Genomic DNA, 19,238 nt, shown 5'->3' with positions numbered 1-19,238 from the left:
TTCTACCAAAAATTTAACAACTAGACTTTATTTCGACAATAGCGAATAAAAGTAGATAAATAAATAGCAAAAAGGCGGAATAAAAATATATTCCGCCTTTTGTCTTTAAAACCGATTATTTAAATTAAATTGCCCACTCACCCGCATAAAATGCCACTAAAGCAATAGTAATTAATACAGTACCAATATTGAGTTTACGCCATTCACCTGCAAAGACACGACCAATAACCAAACAGCCGAAACCTAACATAATACCGGTGACAATATTACACGTTAAAACAATAAATACAGCGCACACCATGCCTGACATTGCATCAACAAAATCACTAAAATCTAACTTAGTGACGTTACCTAGCATCAATAAACCCACATACATTAATGCTGGTGCCGTTGCATAAGCGGGAACTAAATAAGAGAGAGGCGATAAGAAAAGGATCAATAAAAATAAAATGCCCACCACTGTTGCGGTTAATCCAGTTTTACCACCAGCGGCTGTTCCTGCAGCAGATTCAACATAAACCGCAGCTGGTGCGGCGCCAATAACGCCCGCAAAAATGCTACTAACAGAGTCAGAAGTCAGCGCTTTTCCGCCATTAATAATTTGCCCGCGTTTATCTAATAAGTTTGCTTGACCTGCAACAGCACGAATAGTCCCGGTTGCATCAAAAATAGCGGTCATTACTAATGCTAATACGCTAGGTAAAACTAAAGGTTGTAATGCTCCTTTAATATCCATTGCGAATAATAAAGAAAGCCCATCTTCACCCAATTGAGGCATTTTAAAAACACCTTGGTATTTCACATTAGGATCGAAAATCAGCCCAATAATCGAAATGGCAACAATCACTAATAATACGCCACCTGGAACTTTGCGTTTTTCTAATCCGAAAATAGCGGCTAATCCTGCAAGTGACATCAGAACAGAAAATGAAGTGAATTTACCCATTGCCACAGGCAAACCATCAAAGGGGTTTTTAACGACAAGCCCAACACTATTGGCGGCAATTAAAAGTAAAAATAAACCTATCCCTATTCCTGCGCCATGAGCAATACCTGTCGGAATATTTTTTAAGATCCAAGTACGAATGCCAGTTAATGAGAATACAGTGAATAAACACCCCATTAAGAATACGGCGCCTAATGCAACAGGCACAGAGATGTTTTGTCCCAAAACCAAGCTAAAAGCGGTAAATGCTGTTAATGAAATAGCACAACCAATCGCCATAGGAAGATTTGCCCACAATCCCATGAGAAGAGAGCCCAATCCCGCGACTAAACAGGTTGCAATAAAAACCGCTGTATGTGGAAAACCGGCTTGCCCTAACATACTAGGAACAACAATCACGGAATACACCATAGCCAGAAATGTCGTCAAACCGGCGATCATTTCTTTGCGAACAGTAGTACCACGAGCTGTAAGTTTAAAATAGCTATCCAGTTTACCTGTGCTTGCTGATTGATTAGCAGACATTACATTCCTCTGACATAAAAACGGTTCACTCTCCAAAAAAACGGAAACGATTACGTATCAATTAAAATAACCTCTTACCGATAAAAATCTTAAGAGGGAGTCAAAAAGCAAACGTTTGGTTTTTTGTGTGGACTGAGTGAGAGAATTTGACGCAAACGATTATCTGGTGATATTAGGGTAAGAATCAAGTGAAAAAATACATTTTTAATAAAAATGTCATAAAAAGATAGTTTAAAGTTAGAAAAACAGAAAAAGAGGAAAGCAGCTGCCTACTTTCCTCATTATTCTACTTTTGTACAATTATCCAATGTCATACTTATCTCACAGTGGAAAACATCTTAGTTAATTGTTTTTATTTAATTTATATTATCTATCACAATAATTAGGTATATCTATCTATTATTAGTAACTTTAATAAGTCACTTAGATAAATAATACCTTCCGTTCCCAATGTGTGGCAATTAATGATATGCAGTATTCATTATTTTTATCTGAAGATAAGTTTATCTTCTACTTCTAACGTTAGATGAATAGATGCCGTTTTAGCAAACAGTTTTCTGTTTTGTATAAGCATTTCTAGATTATTCTTAATAAATTTTAAAATAAGTTCAATTACGAAAGATAATTATAACCATTTATAGAAAACAAGAAGATAAGATCTTAATATTTAGAAATCGAGAAAAGAAAGGCTTCCTCTATCGTCATTCTATCGCTAAATAGAATACGATAGAGAAAAAATCATATTAAGATGGGCTATTATTGAGTGTTTTAACACCGAGATTCCAACGTTCCATCGTTGATACTAAGAATAAACCTGTCATAGCAACCAATAAGAATGGTAGTGAAGATGAAGAAATTTCTGACATCGCGCCAGCCAGCAAAGGCCCTGATAAATTACCAATCCCCCATAACATCGCAGCGGATGCATTTGCGACCATCAGATCATTGCCTGAGAAATATTGTCCAATTTGTACCAACGCAATGGTGTATATCGCACCCGCTGTTGCACCCAATACCAGTAATAAAGGCCAAATCAAAAATGTATGAGACATCGTGATAGGTAATAATAAGCTTGCAAGTAAAGTCACGACACCACAAACTCGATATAACCGCGTTCTATTCATATGATCGGCAAGCCAGCCAAATGGCATTTGCATAATTGCATCACCCGCTAAAATCGCGCTTATCATCATTGCCGCAATAGCTTCAGTATGCCCTACACTTAAGCCATAAATAGGAAACATAGAAAGCACTGTGCCATCAAAAAAAGCAAAGAAAACAATGCCACCACAGATTGCTGGTGCAACTTTAACAAAGCGGATAATAGAAAAATTAGGCTCTTGTGTATCTTTTGGTAATTTATCACCTGTTTTTTGATCCATCATTAAAAACAGGACAATAGAGATAATATGAATAAAGACACTAATTAAAATCGGTGTCTTATCTGCAACGCCATAAAGCGCAATAATTGAAGGCCCTAATAACTGGCTAATCGTAAATACCGTGGTATATACCGCTAAAATCCGCCCACGTTTATTATCTGGTGAAAGCTCATTAATCCACGTTTCTCCTAAACAAATCATCACACCACTGGCAATACCCGTGATTAATCGTAAAGGAAATAGCAACTCTAAAGGCAAACTTCCCATTAAGGGTAATAAACTTATTGCAGAAATAATGGTCGCTAATAGCATAGCAAAGCGTTTACCGATCCATTGCACAATACGCCGAGCAAAGGGGGAAATAATTAACATTCCAATAGCGGGTGCTGCGGAAATAAGTCCAATAATAGATTCATTAATACCCACTAAATTAAGGCGCAGTGCCACCATAGGAATAGTTAATCCGATAACTATCCCGATAACGCCAATACTTACCGTGATAGTGGTTATCGCAAAAACTTCAGATTGGCGATAATTTTGATGTGACATGTTATTTTGTTTCTGCGAATAACAGAAACCTCTGTAATAAAAGGAAGGTGATTAAATAAAATATTGTCGTATATTATAGGGGATAAGAAATAGATAAACATGCTTAAAAAGCAACATTAATTAGAGAAAGATCTCTATTTGACTCTCGATGATCTTTACCTTTCACAATATTCTCACTTCATCGTTATTTATCCTACAACGCTTAAAAAAAATAACGATAGATAAGCACAGTACCTGATGCCAATACAATAGTATAAATCACACTCATAAATCGTGCTTTCGACATACGTAATGTTAAATTTCGCCCTAACCAAACACCTGCAAACATGGCTGGTAAGAAAATAACGGCTAATTTAAGAATATCTAATTGCCAATAAATGCCTGCACATAAGAAAATCACCACTCGCGTTAGTGTGCTAAAGCCAATCAATGTGGTTTGTGTAATGCGAAACTTATTTTTGTCTGTAATTCTGCCTGACAAGTAAATCGCATATAAAAATCCCCCACTACCAAACAACGCGCTAAATACACCGCCGATTAATCCAAAAGGATAAACTAAGCGTTGAGAAAATTGGCTTTCTTGTTTTTTCCAAAACAGTGCATAAATTGCATAACAAGTGGCAAAGATACCTAAAAGAAGAGAAAGTAAATCAGGTCGTGTGGTTAATAAAATTGTTGCACCGACAAGGCTACCAATAATAATAAGCGGAATAAGATAGCGTATCTCTTTAAAATCAGCCTGTTTGCCATCTCTGAAAATATTCACTATGGCAGCACTTAAATCGATTAATGCCAATAAAGGCACTATCATTGAAAGAGGCAAATAAAGTGCCAATACAGGGCCCGCAATTAACGCAGAACCAAACCCAGCCATACCAAAAATAACATAAGCAAAAAATAAGGTAAGTAAGCAAATAAAAAGATCAGACCAACTAAGCAAGTCCATCATAATAAACCTTGAATAATTATCATTTACTGAAGGATATTAGCGTAATTATTAAAACTAGAACAGTGATCGTAAGACTATTCACAAAATACAGCAGAAACAGGATCTCATTTTTCCGAATACGGTTAATTAGTGTTATTATCTAATTAGAATAACACTTTTAAACTAACGATATTTTGAATTGGCAATGAACTCACAACCTCCTAAAAAAACGAATGAATACCTTGGTAATAAAGTCAAACAATTAAGACAATCTCGAAATTTATCACTTAATGAGTTATCAAGAAAATCGGGAATATCCAAGGCTGCATTGTCAAAATTAGAATCGGGTGATTCTAATCCTAGAATCGATACCTTAGAGGCTATCGCAATAGCCCTTGGCTTTCCTTTGGGAGATTTATTTAGTTTTACACGTGAAGAATACCCTCGCTTAGAGCGACATAAGCCTATCGTGGGTGATTATGCCCAAGAGTTTAAATTTCGTATTGGCATCGGCAATATTACTGAAATTTGGCATATCGAAATGAAGCATGGCGCGATCATCAATAGCCCTGCTCACGCTGACGGCACCCAAGAGCACATCATGGTCTATTCTGGTAAATTAATGATGCGTTTTGATAACGACGAAACCGTCTTACTAGAAACTGGCGATTTTTATGCTTTCCACGGTAATGTCCCTCACTCGTATATCTGTGTTGAAGGACATTTGCGTGCCTCTGTGATTATGTCTAGCCCAAATCAGCAGCATTATCATCACCGCCCTTAAGCGATATTATTGGCTCTTTCAATTAGTGAGTGAGCCAATAATATAAGGCGATTAATTTAAATAACTTTCCATTTGCTCAAAAACACGTAGATCATCGCTGAATCTCACTTCTTTTACGTCTTCAAGCTTTTCCACCTGACTGACCATTTGCATAAGACGATCATCTTTTTGCACTAATAGCCAGATACGGCTTTTATCGCTGTTTTTCATCGGTAAACACAAAATGCCATCAACGTTAAATGCACGGCGAGCAAATAGCCCACAAATATGGGTCATAACACCGGGATGGTTGCGAACAATCAATTCCAGCGCGATAGGTTGTGATTGGTTTGACATAAATTAAGCTCCTATCATCTCAATATTTGCAGCCCCAGGTGGAACCATTGGAAATACTTTTTCATGGATATCAATCATAACGTGAATTAAACACGGACCGGGTTTTTCAATTGCTGCTTTTAATGCACTCGCAGGATCCGCTTCCTGATTTAAGTCACAGGTATCTAAACCGAAACCTTGTGCAATACGAATAAAATCTGTTTGATAAGGGTAAGCCGCAGCATAAATACGTTCTTCAAAAAACAGCGTTTGTTGTTGGTGAACTAACCCCAATGCCTGATTATTTATCAAAATAATTTTGATATCTAATTGGTGCTCAGCCGCCGTAGCAAATTCTTGAATATTCATCATAATGCTACCATCCCCCGAGAAGCAGAGGATTTTCTTATCTGGTTCGGCTAACGCGGCACCAATCGCAGCCGGTAAACCAAATCCCATCGTACCTAAGCCACCCGATGTTAACCATTGTCGAGGTCGATTTAGCGGATACGCCTGTGCTACCCACATCTGATGTTGTCCAACGTCTGTTGTAATAATGGCATCATCATCAACACAGTTTGCAGCCGCTAAGACAATGCCATAACCACTTAGAATATTCTCAGAGTTTTTCATTTCCAATGGATATTCTTGTTTCAGTGTCGTAACACGCTCGATCCATTCATTACGCTTGTTTGTATTAATCAATGGTAATAACAGTGATAACACTGATTTCGCATCAGCGTGGATCGCAATATCTGGGCGTTTGATTTTGCTAATTTCAGCGCGATCGATATCAACATGAATAATTTTGGCGTTAGGGCAAAACTTCTCTGCTTTACCAATAGCACGATCGTCAAATCGCGCCCCTAATACAATTAGCAGATCCGCTTCTTCTAAAATAAAATTGGTGCTACGCGTCGCATGCATACCTAACATCCCCAAATACAGTGGATGAGAAGGTGGCATTAATCCTAAACCCATTAAGGTCATGGTTGTCGGCAGGTTATTTTTCTCTGCTAATTCAATCGCTTCTTTACATGCTTCAGCGCTAATGATCCCCCCACCTAAATATAAAACAGGATTTTTAGCTTGATTAATCATTTGCGCCGCTTGTATTACTAAATCAGTATTAAATGCGGGAACAGGATCTTTTTGTGGAATAGGTGGTAACGCTTCTAATGTAATTGTGGCTTGCTGAATATCTTTTGGCACGTCAACCCAAACAGGCCCCGGTCTTCCTGACATCGCTAAACGAAACGCATCACAAATAATGTCAGGTAAGTCCGCAATATCGCGTACTAAATAGTTATGTTTCGTGATTGGAATAGACATGCCATAGGTATCAACTTCTTGGAAAGCATCGGTTCCAATCATCGCTGAAGACACCTGACCGGTAATACAAACTAAAGGAATAGAATCCAGTTTAGCATCGGCAATTGCTGTCACTAAATTTGTTGCACCCGGCCCGCTTGATGCAATACAAACAGCAGGTTTACCATTTGCTCGGGCAATACCTTGTGCAATAAAACCAGCACCTTGTTCATGACGAGTTAAGATATGCCGAATAGATTTACTTTGGCTTAAAGCATCATATAACGGAAGTGCTGCACCACCAGGGATCCCTGCAACTGTCGTAATACCTTGCCGTTCCAGTAAATAAACGATTAATTGCGCCCCCGTAAACGTTCTACTTGTTGTGGCGTTTTCTTGTTGATCACCCATTTTTATCTGTCCTTTGTTCTAAGCCGGACTTAATGGGCAGGTAGAAAAGAAAAACCCCGCCCGGTTAGTTCGCCGGCGGGGTTTCGAAACTGTGTTGATTCGGACCCGTTACGGCGCTTTGCCGACGACCACCACCACACGCACGACAACCACAGCCGCGATGTGCGCTGTTAGTCGTAGGCTTTGTAGTAGAGTAGTGATGATCATGGGTTACCTATCAATTAATTTAATGATGTGTTTACGTGTTATCTGTATTTAAAAAAACATAACTTCTACAAATTAACAACCTTTTTTTTCGGTTTATTTTTTATCACCGCTAAAAACGAGAGCTAGATCACTTCTAGTGAAAATCAAAAAATAATCTTGATTGCAGCACAAAAAACCAGATTAATTTCATATTACAGAATAACCAAAAAATTCCTTTCTCAACGTAAACACACCAACTCAATTTTATAAAAACGCAACTTGAACCAAGAGTAATGTTGCCGAAAGGACAAACATAAATATCACCATCGGCATAATAAATTTAAGCCATTTGTTATAGGAGATATCTAACATTTGCAAAGTCGCTAACACCAATCCAGTAGGCGCTAAGAACAACATAATATATTGTCCCCAGTTATATGCTGATACCACCATATAACGAGGAACACCGACTGCATCGGCTAATGGTGCCATAATTGGCATCGCCAAAACCGCAAGGCCTGAAGAGGAAGGAACAATAAAACCTAAACAAATAAAGACAACGAGTTGTGCTAATAAGAATAGGCTCGGTGGCATTCCTGCAACCATATGAGACATAAATTCAAGAATAGTATCAGCAATCTTACCTTGTTCCATCACAAGGTTAACGCCGCGCGCTAAACCAATAATTAATGAAACACCAACTAATTCAGATGCCCCGTGAATAAATCCATCAATGGCTGTTTTTTCTTTTAATCCCGATAGGAAAATTATGATGATTGCGATAGCAAGGAAAAGAGCCGCCATTTGTGGAAACCACCAGCCCATGTCCATAACACCCCAAACCATAATAGGAAAAGCAGCAACAAATAAACAGAGGATCACTTTACGACGCCACGAAAATTCTAATATCTCATTAGGATCGTAATTACTCAAAAAGCGCTGTTTAAAACTTTCGGCATTTTCATAGTTGTAAGAGAAAGTTGGATCTTTTTTGATCTTCTTGCAATACCAATATAAATAAACCAAAACCCCCAACGTACCAATCACCAACCCAATAGTACGAAATCCGATCCCTTCAATAAAACTGATCCCCGAAGCATTTGATGCAATAACAACTGAGAAAGGATTTACCGTCGAGAACCCTGCCCCCATTGAAGAAGCAAGGAAAATAGCCCCAACACACACAATAGCGTCATAACCCAAGATTAAGAATATCGGTACTAATATGGGATAGAAAGCAACCGCTTCTTCTTCAATCCCACAACTTGTCCCGCCTATGGATAATATAATCGTGACCCCAAACACGACTAAAAACTCTTTACCTTTGGTTCGATTCGCGAGTGCTGTTAAGCCCGCATTGAATGCACCGGTTTGATTAACAACCCCGATCAGTCCCCCCAAGACAAGAATGAAAACAATAACATCTGCCCCCTCTATCGTCCCTTTCACCATACTTTCGGTAATATCCATTATTCCTTTAGGTTGCTGTGCTACACGTTCATAGGTTCCAGGTATTGCTATCGGTTTTTTAATTGTCCCATCGGTAAATTTATTAATCTCAATAGAGACATTTAAATCATTCAATGTCGCCTGAGTTGCTGGTAACACTTCATGAGAACCATCTATTTTTGCAACCACTAATGATGGCTCTGCTGAGTTATAACTTAATCGTTGATATTCGCCAGCTGGAATTATCCACGTTAAGCCAACCACAATTACTGTAATGGCAAATAAAATAGTAAATGCGGTCGGAAACGCAAACTTTTTAAGTTTCATAAGCGTCCTCGACTTAAATGAGAGGCTACTCTGCCAATAGAAATAATATCTATTTGGCAGAGTCTATTATTAGAATTAAATTTAAAATAATAATAAGTATGATATTAATCAGAAATAATTGTTGTGCCTGTTTTTCCTTCTAAAGCAGATAATGCATTCTCTAAAGAAGTAATAATCGCTTGTACACCTTTTTCACTTTCTTTTAAAAAATTAAGGCAGGCCTCCACTTTAGGTAACATACTTCCTTTAGCAAATTGTCCTTGAGAAATATATTCCTGAGCTTTAGAAAGTGTTAATTTATCTAAATTTATTTGTTCTGGTTTATTAAAATTAATAGCAACTTTATCAACAGCCGTTAATATTAATAAAATATCCGCTTTTAATTCTACAGCTAATTTTGAGCTAGAGTTATCTTTATCAATAACAGCATCAATACCTTCTAATAAATCCCCTTTTCGAATAACAGGAATACCACCGCCACCAACAGTAATCACGACGATATTATGTTCAACTAACTGTTTAATAATTGGTGATTCTACAATTTCTAACGGCTTGGGTGATGGAATAACACGACGATATCCACGCCCCGCATCTTCCATAAAGTGAAAACCATGTTCTTTTTGAATCGCCTCAGCTTGTTGTTGAGTATAAAACGCCCCTATAGGTTTTGTTGGCGATAAAAAAGCGGGATCGTTTTTATCAACAACCACTTGAGTCACAATAGTGGCACAACCATGATTTTTATTGAGATTTCTCGTACATAATTCGTCATTAATAGCCTGTTGTAGATGATAGCCAATATAGCCTTGACTCATAGCACCACATTCAGCAAATGGCATATACGGTGTGCCAATGTTCTGTTGTGATGCATAATCCATAGCTAAATTGATCATCCCAACTTGTGGGCCATTTCCATGACCAATAATGACTTGATAGCCTTTCTCAACCAAATCCACAATGGGCTTTGCGGTTTTTCGTACTATCTGCTTTTGCTCTAGTGGCGTATTTCCTAATGCATTTCCCCCTAAAGCAATAAATACCTTTTTAGGCATTGTTAACTCCTTGCTTTAGCTCAAAGTAGCGAACATAACGGCTTTAATGGTATGCATACGGTTTTCAGCTTGATCGAAAACTTTTGATTGGCGAGACTCAAAAACATCATCAGCCACTTCCATTTCACTCAAGCCAAATTTTTGATAAATATCTTCGCCAATAATGGTTAAACGATCGTGGAATGAAGGTAAACAGTGTAAGAAAATCGCATGAGGATTAGCCATTTTCATCATAGAGCTATTTACTTGATAAGCTTTCAGTAAGCGAATGCGTTCATCCCAAACACTATCTGGCTCACCCATTGAAACCCAAATATCGGTATAGAGAACATCAGCGTCTTTTGCCCCTTTTTCAATATCTTCGGTTAACGTGATAGAACCTTCATTTTCTGCCGCGATTGCACGACACTCTTTCACAAGTTGCTCTTCTGGCATTAAAGATGCTGGGCCACACGCTGTAAAATGTAAGCCTAATTTCGCACAAACTACCATTAAAGAGTTAGCAACGTTATTGCGAGCATCACCAAAGAAAGTCAACTTAAGCCCTTTTAAATGACCAAAGTTTTCTTCAACGGTCAGCATGTCTGCTAACATCTGAGTTGGATGGAATTTATCGGTAAGACCATTCCATACTGGTACTCCTGATTTCGCCGCCAGCTCTTCAACTAATGACTGATCAAAACCACGATATTCAATACCATCATAGAAACGCCCTAACACACGCGCTGTATCTTCAATAGACTCTTTTTTCCCCATTTGTGATGAGCCAGGATCAAGGTAAGTCACCCCCATTCCTAAATCATAACCCGCTACTTCAAAAGCGCAGCGTGTCCGTGTTGAGGTTTTTTCAAATAATAAAACGATATTTTTACCTTCCAAAGAACGGTGAGGAATACCAGCCATTTTTAATGATTTAAAATGTTTAGAAAGCTTTAATAAATATTGAATTTCAGCAGATGAAAAATCGAGTAATTTTAAAAAACTTCTACCTTTAATATTAATAGACATAATAATCTTATCTCCTAATTATTTTGATAATAATAGAGTTAAAAAATAGTTTGTTATTTAAAAAAATAGAAAACCTATCTCAATAACCTAGGTTATTAAGAAGTATGCTTTATATTTCTAGAAAATAGAGAGGGTTTATCCGTTAAAAACGGAGAAATGGAAGCATTGACGTTGTTTATACATCATAATGTGGGCAATACGTCTAATATGAGGTGTTTTCCTATTATTATTTTCCATAATACTAGTACCTTCACTTATAGGTATTAAATGAGGATTACAGTGAAACATATAGGAATTAACATTAATGTGATTATCATCTCAATTATCTATTTATGACTAAAATCATATCTCATTAAAAATAAATAATAAATCAAACATTCCGTTAACACACATATTTTACAAAGAGAATTAAATTTATATAAGGAGACTATCTCAATTAAATTAGTAAGATAATATAAAATAAACCAAGAAAAACAATTAGACTTTATTTGGTTATTATTTATTATATTTTCTAAATGTTAATATTATTGATTTATTTTAACATTAAAATAATTTAGCCAGCATCATCACAGCACTACAAATAATTAAAATTAAAGTCGCATACTGAAATATCCTGTCAGGCATTCTGATCAACAGCCACTTAGACAGTGGAATAGAGATTAGCGAACCTAAGAATAACAAAAGTGCCAAATGAATATCCGTATGCCCATCTTGCATGTAAGCTAGTGCTGAAGATCCTGATAACAATGTTGTCGTAAAGATAGAAGTACCGATAGCTTGTTTAATAGAAAGGTTCGCATAACGTAGCAATAACGGTAACACAACGACACCACCACCTACCCCCGTTGCCCCTAAAACAACACCTGCGGCAATCGCTGGAAGTAATAGTGCTTTAATATTTAAAGGCGCTAGTTTTGTATTTTCAACCACAACGGGAGGTAATGAGAAAAACATTCTCTGTACAAAAAGAAATAAAGAAAAAATAATCGCAGCCACCACAAGCGCATTAATTCCCCACTCGACTTGTTGCTGATACTGCTCTAATGAACCTAAATAATTAACCAAAACACTAGCCAAAAAAGTACTTGGTAGCATTATTCCTAATACAATCATTGCTCTTTTAAAAGGAATATTGCCAAGGCGAAAATGCATATAAGACGAAGTGACTTTCATCAACATAGACAATAAATTGGCTGTTGCAACTGCCATTAATGCATTCATACCAAAAAAATAGGTCAATACAGGTAAAACAATAACACCGCCACCCACGCCCGTTGTGCTAATAATTAAACCAATAGCTGCACCTACAGCTAATGTGGTGATAAGTAACATTATTGATTTCCTTGTATAACAGCTTCTCGCCCTTTTAATAAGGCTTTTTCTGCCGACTCATTCGCTAATGTCATATATTTAAAAAACAGCACATCAAAAGCCACCATTTGTAAAACTTGTGGTGTGATCACTCCTAATTGAGAGTGTTGTTCGTCATAAAAATAAGGCAATGTATAATCTGATAATCGAGTTGCTTCATCTTGTCCAAAACGCGTTAATGCTACTGTTAAACAACCTTCATTTTTTGCCGATTTCAGCATTCGATTAATATCGGCCGTATTGCCTCGTGCAGTCACAGCAATAGCCAAATCATCAACTGATAAATTGGCGGAATAAGCCAATTGAGCATGAAGATCTGGACTAAATAAGGCGTTTTTATTCACGCGAATAAGCTTATGAAAAATATCACTCGCCACAACGGCAGAGGCGCCAATCCCAAACAGGACAATACGTTTAGCTGAGACCATTTTTTCAGCCAGCAGATCAATACAATTGGGATCTAACAAAGCTAATGAGTCCTGAATAGCGCTAGTAAACAGATGCCCTGTTTTGGAAATAATTAATTCTGTCGAGTCTGTTTTCGCAAGATTGCCATAAAGAATATCGCCACTGCTTTTTTGTTGCTTTTCTTCTGAAAGGTAATCAATTTTAAATTCAGGATAACCACGATATCCCATTTGACGAGAGAAACGGATAACAGAAGCACTACTTACACCGGCTTTAAGTGCCAGTTCAGCTGCATTCATACTGGCAATATTCTCACTATTCTCTAATAGATAATGAGCGATACGCTGTTCTGTGCCTTTGCCCTGAATGAGCAAACTCTCAAGCTTTTTGGTCAGTGTCGACATTCTGTTATCCTTTTTATTTCTGACTTATTTCTCTGGATCTGTAAATCCCATTAGCATACTGGCAATAAAACCGACAATCCATGCGCCTAATACCGCGATCAGGAACTTAATAATTTGCCCATCACCGACTAACGGAATTAATGATAACCCAGCAGTACCAAATGGAATAATGATCCCAACTTGGAAATATGCCATTAATGCACCACCAGCCGCACCACCAATACATCCAGCAATAAATGGTTTTCCAAGTGGAAGCGAAACACCAAACAATAAAGGCTCACCGACACCGAAAATACCCACAGGTAATGCGCCCATTAATGTTTTCTTTAAACGTTGATTTTTAGTGCGTAGATAAACCCAAAAACAAGAGCCTACTTGCCCCATTCCGCCCATAGCCAAAATTGGAAATAGATAATTTAAACCAAAGGTATTTAAGATTTCGGTATGAATAGGAATTAACCCTTGATGTAATCCCGTTAAGAGTAAAAATAAGAAACTTCCTCCTAACGCCGCACCAGTTACCACCGCACCACCACCTTGATTCAATAGTGATAATGATACGCCTTGTGCTAATAACTGATTAAGATAATGGCCGATAGGTTGGAATATCATAATCGCCACAAGAGAAGAGACTAAAATCGTCACAAACGGCGTTAAGATAAGATCAAGACTCTCTTTAACGATGCTACGAAACCATAATTCTAATTTTGAAGAGAATACAACCACCATTAATACCGCAAAGATCCCGCCACTGTTTGGCTGTAATTTCTCACCAAATAAAGTGATATCGGCAAGCCCTGGCATCGCTAATAATCCCGCCATGACCGCACCAATCGATGTTGATGCGCCCAATTCTTTAGCGGTATTTATCCCAATCATGATAGAGAGATACGCAAATACCGTACTACCAATTAATTTGAATAATTTAAATAGTTCAGGGAACTGCTCAACTAAGCCCGGTGCGACTAAACGGATAATATTAATTAACCCCATAATCAAGCCGCAGCCAATTAAAGCAGGAATGGTAGGAACAAAAATAGCCGCTAATGTATTTAGCATACGGCGGATTGAGAAGCCTTTTTTCACTGAGTTTGACGCTGGCTTATCTTCACTACTTGCTGAACTTTTTTGCATACGTTTATTCATGATGGAATAAACCTTTGCCGCAGTCCCCATTCCGACAATCACTTGATGCTGTTCGCCATTAAATACAACGCCTTTAACGCCTTCGACTTGTTTTAAAGCGTCTGCATCAAAAAGTGAACTGTCCTTTAAAATCAGTCGAATGCGAGTCATACAATGTGTTAGGGTTGCCACATTTTGAAACCCACCAGCGTGTTTTTCTATTTCTATTGCTAACGTGTCGAGATGTTCTATTTTATTAGCCATATGCGTGCCTGCTAAAGTTTAGAGTGTTTACTCATATTGTTATTAGTTAAATAGGGCAAGTTGCTGTTGCAGCGAACGATAAGGATATTGCTGTGTGATTTGCTCAACTTTCTCCACACTCAGGTGAAGTTCATACATCAAAATGGCTTTTCTAGGATGATAATTAACCATTTGTAACAAGGCTCTGGCTCTTTCATGTGAAATTCCACACACTTCGCTGACAATACCTTCAGCACGACGTTGCAATTTCTCATTACTCGCAATCACATCCACCATCAGGTTTTTATGCACTTTCCCGAGCTTAGTCATTACACTGGTGCTTAACATCCCTAGGATCATTTTTTGAGCTGTACCACTTTTCATTCTTGTGGAGCCTGTTAACACCTCTGCGCCTACGTCTGGTGCAATAGATAGATCAGCAATCTCACTCATCTTACTTTTGCCACGCGTGGTAATAGATATTGTTAACGCTTTTAGTTTCTTACCATATTGCAAAGCCGCGACAGTGAAGGGAGTGCGGCCACTTGCGGCAATACCAATAACAACATCTTTATCACTAACATGACGACGTTGAAGCTCTTCAATTGCCGCCTCTCGGCTATCTTCAATATTTTCAACCGCTTTTAGCATTGCATCATGACCACCTGCAATAATTGCCTGTACTAATGTAGAAGGTACACCAAAAGTTGGTGGACATTCAGCACTATCTAGTACAGCTAATCGGCCACTGGTTCCCGCGCCAACATAAAAAATACGCCCACCTTTTTGCAAACGTTCAGTTATTTTTTCTACTGCTTTAGCAATAGCAGGTAATTCTTTTTTAACTGCATTTGCAACCGTCATATCTGCACTATTGATAAGCGTAACCAACTCTAAAGCACTTAATTCAGAAAACTGTGTTGTTTCTTGATTGCTTTCGTTTTTAAGACATTCGCTTAATGCATCTTCTTTCATCACCACAACCTTATGAAATCATATTTCAATTAAAATTACATCCAATGAAATTACATTTCAAGTCTATTTGTCATGATGGTGTGAAATGAATCACATTAAGCCCTGTTTTTTGCTTTGTAAGAAATTCAACAGTGGCTATAAAAATAAAGTAATCAATTGATTTTAAATCAATTCCACTTACCATCTAAATAAGATAACAAGTGGAATATAAAGATATGATAGTGCGGAGGTGTACTACTTCGCTTGCGCTAAAAACTGCCCAAACTCTTCAATGCTTGGATAAGAAGATTGTGTGCCTTTTCCGGCAACACTTAAGCCTGAAAACATCACCGCTTTATTTAATGCTTCTTCAATATTATTAGTGTGAACATAATAATGGGAAAAACAACCAATAAAGGCATCGCCGGCTCCACTGGTATCTATTGCATCAACTTTAATAGCAGGAATGTACTTTTCAATTTCGCCATTCATCCATAATGCCCCTTTTTCCCCTAACGTAACGATGACATTCTTAAAGCCTTTTTGTAGTAAAGAACAAGCGGCTTCGCGAATTTCATCCATTGTAGTGATTGGCATACCGGTCAATATTTCAAGTTCAGTTTCATTTGGAACAAAAAAATCACAACGAGCAGCAATATCAAGATCTAATGCTTTTGAAGCGGGAGCTGGGTTAAATAACACTGGAATATGGTGTTTATTGCCGAACTCAATAGCGTGGTAGACCGTTTCAAGCGGGATTTCTAATTGCAGTACAATTATTTTGCATTTTTTCAGGCTATCTGTCGCTCTATCAATATCTTCTGGCGACAAATGTTGATTAGCCCCTTTAACAATTAAAATGCTATTTGATGATTGGGAAGTCACAAAAATAGGTGCAACACCACTTGTTGTACCAGGCACTTTTTCAACATAGCGTGTATTAATGCCATAAGACTCTAAATTCATGATGGTGTTATCCGCGAAAATATCATCGCCGACTTTTGTCAACATCATCACTTTTGAATTTAATTTAGCAGCAGCAACTGCTTGATTAGCGCCTTTACCACCACAACCCATTTTAAATGCCGGCGCCTCAAGGGTTTCACCCTCTTTTGGCATCCTATCTATATAGGTGATCAAATCCACCATATTTGAACCAATCACTGCAATATCCATAGCGCCTCTTACTCTTATGTGAAATTTCTAAATGTGAAAATAGTGACATTTTGATAGATATATAACAGTATAATGTTATTTTTGTATCATCTGTGATTGTTATCTCATTAAAACGGCTCTAATATGTTGCCAAACTAACATGAGTGAAGAATAACAATCTTTTTACTAAGGAATAGACTATGCGTCCATTAGCTAATTATATCGATCATACCCTTCTTGCTGCAGATACAACTGAATCACAAATCAAGAAATTGTGTGCTGAAGCAATTGAACACGGTTTCTTCTCTGTGTGTATTAACACTTCTTACATCCCTTTAGCAAGAACTTGCCTTGAAGGCAGTGATGTAAAAGTATGTTGTGTTATCGACTTCCCATTTGGTGCTGGTTTAACAGCAACAAAAGCATTTGAAGCGGCTGAAGCTATTCGTCAAGGCGCGCAAGAAGTCGATATGGTTATCAATATCGGTATGTTAAAAAGCGGTCGTTTAGACTTCGTAAAACAAGATATTGAAGCAGTAAAAGCAGCTTGTGGTAATACAACTCTGAAAGTGATTTTAGAAACTTGCTTATTAACTGACGACGAAGTACGTTTAGTGTGTGAAATGTGCCGTGAGATCCGTGTTGATTTTGTGAAAACATCGACAGGATACAGTACAATGGGCGCAACAGAACATCATGTTGCTTTGATGCGTAAAACCGTTGGTGATGAAGTTGGCGTGAAAGCATCTGGTGGTGTTCGCGATCGCCAAACAGCATTAAACATGATCAAAGCAGGAGCAACACGTATCGGCGCTAGCGCAAGTGTCGCTATCGCAACAGATTTAGATGCACCTGAATCAAATTACTAATTATTTAGCGTATCTTTTTTTGGAGTACGCTATTCGATAATACAAGGATCCTTCGGTGATAGAGACCAAACAGCACGAACGTTTGCGCCGCCTCAGTGAATGTATAAAACGCTCAGGTCGCATACATCTTAAAGACGCCGCAAGGATCCTTGAAGTTTCTGAAATGACGATTAGACGCGATCTCAGCTCTGATGCTGAAAACCCGTTCCCAATGTCATTATTAGGTGGCTATATTGTTGCATTAGCCCAACCTCATGCAGGCTCACTATCAACATCATCCGATATTATTACGCCAGATCAAACTGAAGAACTTCATATTCCTAATCTTGCCGCCGGTATGGTCTCTGAAGGCGATGTTCTTTTTTTCGATAACGGACAATTTATTCCCACACTGATTGAGCTTATTCCCGATAACCTGCATTTCACTGGGATCTGTTATTCTCATCGAGTCTTTTTGGCCTTAAGCCAGAAAAAAAATGCCACGGTATTACTCTGTGGAGGTGAATACCGCCCTAAAAGTGATTCATTCTTCAATCCAACCCAACCTTCTTATCTTGATAGCATTAATCCTAAAAAAGCCTTTATTTCAGCTGAAGGTGTCCATCTTGATTTTGGCGTTACTTGTTATAACATCGACGATCTTTATATGAAGAAAAAAGCGATGGATAAATCTATTCGTAAGATCTTACTCACCAAATATCACTATTTTGATGAAACAGCGACAGCCAATATGGGTGATTTAGCGCAATTTGATGTTGTTATTACTGATAGAAAATTAACGGATGATTACGAAGATTATTGCCGAAAAAGCTCAGTAAAAGTGATTTATTAATTAAAAGTAGATAACTAACTAAAATAGATAATAAAGAAAAATTAACCTTAAATTAAATAAATTATATTTATTCTCTTTGATAAAAATAAAGAAAAACAACACCAACTTTTAATTGCTAAAGCAAAAAAAAGTGGTTACTATGCCTGCGATTTATTATTTTATCCATTTCACTTAACTGCAAGGAGGTATCCCATGACAACAACAAATATGAATACTCTTTGCGGACAATCTCAGAAGTAATCCTTTTTTCTTTCTTTTTGCTGTCCGCCAACCAATTTATTTTTTAATCCTTTACATTATATGGATTGGTATATGGACAACTGTGTTCATTATTTATCTGATCGCGTTTGCTATAACGAACGGCATTAGGTAGCCGTATTATTTGTGCCAATAAACAACTGATTTATGAAGAAGCACCACAATCTTATAAATCGATTGAGACTGTGATTGAAAGTATGGTGAGCATTGGATTAATTGAGGTTATTGCTCGTTTAAAACCCGTGATCACCTACAAAACAAGTGGGAAGATGGCGTAATGTTATTAATCTAACAAAAACAAAGCCACGATTTTTAATCGTGGCTTTTTTAAGACAACAATACCCTGCAATAAGATTTTTTAAATTAAAAAATCAATAAAGCGTATAGAGCGTTTTAATAAATAAATCTTACTGTTAATACATTTATTTTATTTAATTAATCTTATT

18 protein-coding genes and 1 pseudogene are annotated in these 19,238 nt (G+C 37.5%); 5 read left to right on the top strand and 14 right to left on the bottom strand.

Features of this window, described 5'->3' with window-relative positions:
• Nucleotides 1-124: 124 nt before the first annotated feature.
• The 3 genes from GWI59_RS09610 to GWI59_RS09600 form a co-directional block, all read right to left on the bottom strand.
• A complete protein-coding gene (locus tag GWI59_RS09610) occupies nt 125-1,471 on the bottom strand; it encodes an NCS2 family permease (protein ID WP_072064508.1) in 1,347 nt (448 codons plus the stop codon).
• Nucleotides 1,472-2,214: 743 nt separating this feature from the next.
• A complete protein-coding gene (locus GWI59_RS09605; protein ID WP_109847920.1) occupies nt 2,215-3,402 on the bottom strand; it encodes an MFS transporter in 1,188 nt (395 codons plus the stop codon).
• Nucleotides 3,403-3,604: 202 nt separating this feature from the next.
• The gene (locus GWI59_RS09600) at nt 3,605-4,351 is read right to left on the bottom strand and encodes a sulfite exporter TauE/SafE family protein (protein WP_109847921.1); all 747 of its coding nucleotides are present in this window, start codon (nt 4,349-4,351) and stop codon (nt 3,605-3,607) included.
• Between the two features lie 184 nt (nt 4,352-4,535).
• On the opposite strand from GWI59_RS09600, the gene GWI59_RS09595 reads away from it, so the two are divergent.
• Nucleotides 4,536-5,114, top strand: coding sequence for a helix-turn-helix domain-containing protein (locus tag GWI59_RS09595; protein ID WP_072064510.1), 579 nt, complete (start codon nt 4,536-4,538; stop codon nt 5,112-5,114).
• Between the two features lie 51 nt (nt 5,115-5,165).
• On the opposite strand, the gene ilvN is transcribed toward GWI59_RS09595, so the two are convergent.
• Together ilvN and ilvB are read right to left on the bottom strand one after the other, a co-directional pair.
• Nucleotides 5,166-5,450: an acetolactate synthase small subunit gene (ilvN, locus tag GWI59_RS09590; protein WP_006535577.1), complete on the bottom strand. Its 285-nt coding sequence runs from the start codon at nt 5,448-5,450 to the stop codon at nt 5,166-5,168.
• Nucleotides 5,451-5,453: 3 nt separating this feature from the next.
• Complete coding sequence (gene ilvB / locus GWI59_RS09585; RefSeq protein WP_072064511.1) at nt 5,454-7,151, bottom strand: acetolactate synthase large subunit; 1,698 nt, start codon at nt 7,149-7,151, stop codon at nt 5,454-5,456.
• Between the two features lie 91 nt (nt 7,152-7,242).
• On the opposite strand from ilvB, the gene GWI59_RS17700 reads away from it, so the two are divergent.
• Complete coding sequence (locus GWI59_RS17700) at nt 7,243-7,410, top strand: hypothetical protein (protein ID WP_420902346.1); 168 nt, start codon at nt 7,243-7,245, stop codon at nt 7,408-7,410.
• A gap of 191 nt (nt 7,411-7,601) precedes the next feature.
• Here the strand turns inward: GWI59_RS17700 and GWI59_RS09575 are convergent, their stop codons facing one another.
• The 9 genes from GWI59_RS09575 to rbsK form a co-directional block, all read right to left on the bottom strand.
• On the bottom strand, nt 7,602-9,113 hold the full coding sequence (locus GWI59_RS09575; RefSeq protein WP_006535581.1) for a YfcC family protein: 1,512 nt from the start codon (nt 9,111-9,113) through the stop codon (nt 7,602-7,604).
• Nucleotides 9,114-9,217: 104 nt separating this feature from the next.
• Nucleotides 9,218-10,165, bottom strand: a complete 948-nt coding sequence (arcC, locus tag GWI59_RS09570) for a carbamate kinase (protein WP_006535582.1) — start codon at nt 10,163-10,165, stop codon at nt 9,218-9,220.
• A 15-nt stretch (nt 10,166-10,180) separates the two neighbouring features.
• Nucleotides 10,181-11,173, bottom strand: coding sequence for an ornithine carbamoyltransferase (gene argF, locus GWI59_RS09565; RefSeq protein ID WP_072064513.1), 993 nt, complete (start codon nt 11,171-11,173; stop codon nt 10,181-10,183).
• Between the two features lie 135 nt (nt 11,174-11,308).
• A complete protein-coding gene (gene speFL / locus GWI59_RS17595; protein WP_109372621.1) occupies nt 11,309-11,410 on the bottom strand; it encodes a leader peptide SpeFL in 102 nt (33 codons plus the stop codon).
• Nucleotides 11,411-11,716: 306 nt separating this feature from the next.
• Complete coding sequence (locus GWI59_RS09555) at nt 11,717-12,505, bottom strand: sulfite exporter TauE/SafE family protein (protein WP_072064514.1); 789 nt, start codon at nt 12,503-12,505, stop codon at nt 11,717-11,719.
• The gene (locus GWI59_RS09550) at nt 12,505-13,356 is read right to left on the bottom strand and encodes a MurR/RpiR family transcriptional regulator (RefSeq protein WP_109399598.1); all 852 of its coding nucleotides are present in this window, start codon (nt 13,354-13,356) and stop codon (nt 12,505-12,507) included. The genes GWI59_RS09555 and GWI59_RS09550 overlap by 1 nt, the downstream gene beginning before the upstream one ends.
• A 24-nt stretch (nt 13,357-13,380) precedes the next feature.
• Nucleotides 13,381-14,745 carry a PTS transporter subunit EIIC gene (locus GWI59_RS09545; RefSeq protein WP_109399599.1) on the bottom strand — a complete coding sequence of 455 codons (1,365 nt, stop codon included), beginning with the start codon at nt 14,743-14,745 and terminating at the stop codon, nt 13,381-13,383.
• A gap of 42 nt (nt 14,746-14,787) precedes the next feature.
• On the bottom strand, nt 14,788-15,699 hold the full coding sequence (gene murQ / locus GWI59_RS09540; protein ID WP_072064517.1) for an N-acetylmuramic acid 6-phosphate etherase: 912 nt from the start codon (nt 15,697-15,699) through the stop codon (nt 14,788-14,790).
• A gap of 234 nt (nt 15,700-15,933) precedes the next feature.
• Entirely contained in the window at nt 15,934-16,854 is a 921-nt protein-coding gene (gene rbsK, locus GWI59_RS09535; RefSeq protein WP_109847927.1) for a ribokinase, read from the bottom strand.
• Between the two features lie 179 nt (nt 16,855-17,033).
• Between rbsK and deoC the strand changes: the two genes are divergently transcribed.
• The 3 genes and pseudogenes from deoC to GWI59_RS09520 form a co-directional block, all read left to right on the top strand.
• Nucleotides 17,034-17,702, top strand: coding sequence for a deoxyribose-phosphate aldolase (gene deoC / locus GWI59_RS09530; RefSeq protein WP_161724546.1), 669 nt, complete (start codon nt 17,034-17,036; stop codon nt 17,700-17,702).
• Nucleotides 17,703-17,757: 55 nt separating this feature from the next.
• Entirely contained in the window at nt 17,758-18,534 is a 777-nt protein-coding gene (deoR, locus tag GWI59_RS09525) for a DNA-binding transcriptional repressor DeoR (protein ID WP_109399601.1), read from the top strand.
• A 356-nt stretch (nt 18,535-18,890) separates the two neighbouring features.
• A pseudogene (locus GWI59_RS09520) lies at nt 18,891-19,070 on the top strand (RtcB family protein); the annotation flags it as partial.
• Between the last annotated feature and the right edge of the window lie 168 nt (nt 19,071-19,238).

This window comes from Proteus sp. G2673 (assembly GCF_009915125.1).
Lineage (GTDB): Bacteria > Pseudomonadota > Gammaproteobacteria > Enterobacterales > Enterobacteriaceae > Proteus > Proteus penneri.
Note: the sequence above shows the minus strand (reverse complement) of the source record. Positions and strands in the feature narration are given on the sequence as shown.

What these genes read in the sequence shown, in the direction of transcription:
- GWI59_RS09610 (WP_072064508.1), bottom strand. Translation starts at nt 1,471, where the DNA reads ATGTCTGCTAATCAATCAGCAAGCACAGGTAAACTGGATAGCTATTTT.
- GWI59_RS09605 (WP_109847920.1), bottom strand. Translation starts at nt 3,402, where the DNA reads ATGTCACATCAAAATTATCGCCAATCTGAAGTTTTTGCGATAACCACT.
- GWI59_RS09600 (WP_109847921.1), bottom strand. Translation starts at nt 4,351, where the DNA reads ATGATGGACTTGCTTAGTTGGTCTGATCTTTTTATTTGCTTACTTACC.
- GWI59_RS09595 (WP_072064510.1), top strand. Translation starts at nt 4,536, where the DNA reads ATGAACTCACAACCTCCTAAAAAAACGAATGAATACCTTGGTAATAAA.
- ilvN (WP_006535577.1), bottom strand. Translation starts at nt 5,450, where the DNA reads ATGTCAAACCAATCACAACCTATCGCGCTGGAATTGATTGTTCGCAAC.
- ilvB (WP_072064511.1), bottom strand. Translation starts at nt 7,151, where the DNA reads ATGGGTGATCAACAAGAAAACGCCACAACAAGTAGAACGTTTACGGGG.
- GWI59_RS09575 (WP_006535581.1), bottom strand. Translation starts at nt 9,113, where the DNA reads ATGAAACTTAAAAAGTTTGCGTTTCCGACCGCATTTACTATTTTATTT.
- arcC (WP_006535582.1), bottom strand. Translation starts at nt 10,165, where the DNA reads ATGCCTAAAAAGGTATTTATTGCTTTAGGGGGAAATGCATTAGGAAAT.
- argF (WP_072064513.1), bottom strand. Translation starts at nt 11,173, where the DNA reads ATGTCTATTAATATTAAAGGTAGAAGTTTTTTAAAATTACTCGATTTT.
- speFL (WP_109372621.1), bottom strand. Translation starts at nt 11,410, where the DNA reads ATGGAAAATAATAATAGGAAAACACCTCATATTAGACGTATTGCCCAC.
- GWI59_RS09555 (WP_072064514.1), bottom strand. Translation starts at nt 12,505, where the DNA reads ATGTTACTTATCACCACATTAGCTGTAGGTGCAGCTATTGGTTTAATT.
- GWI59_RS09550 (WP_109399598.1), bottom strand. Translation starts at nt 13,356, where the DNA reads ATGTCGACACTGACCAAAAAGCTTGAGAGTTTGCTCATTCAGGGCAAA.
- GWI59_RS09545 (WP_109399599.1), bottom strand. Translation starts at nt 14,745, where the DNA reads ATGGCTAATAAAATAGAACATCTCGACACGTTAGCAATAGAAATAGAA.
- murQ (WP_072064517.1), bottom strand. Translation starts at nt 15,699, where the DNA reads ATGAAAGAAGATGCATTAAGCGAATGTCTTAAAAACGAAAGCAATCAA.
- rbsK (WP_109847927.1), bottom strand. Translation starts at nt 16,854, where the DNA reads ATGGATATTGCAGTGATTGGTTCAAATATGGTGGATTTGATCACCTAT.
- deoC (WP_161724546.1), top strand. Translation starts at nt 17,034, where the DNA reads ATGCGTCCATTAGCTAATTATATCGATCATACCCTTCTTGCTGCAGAT.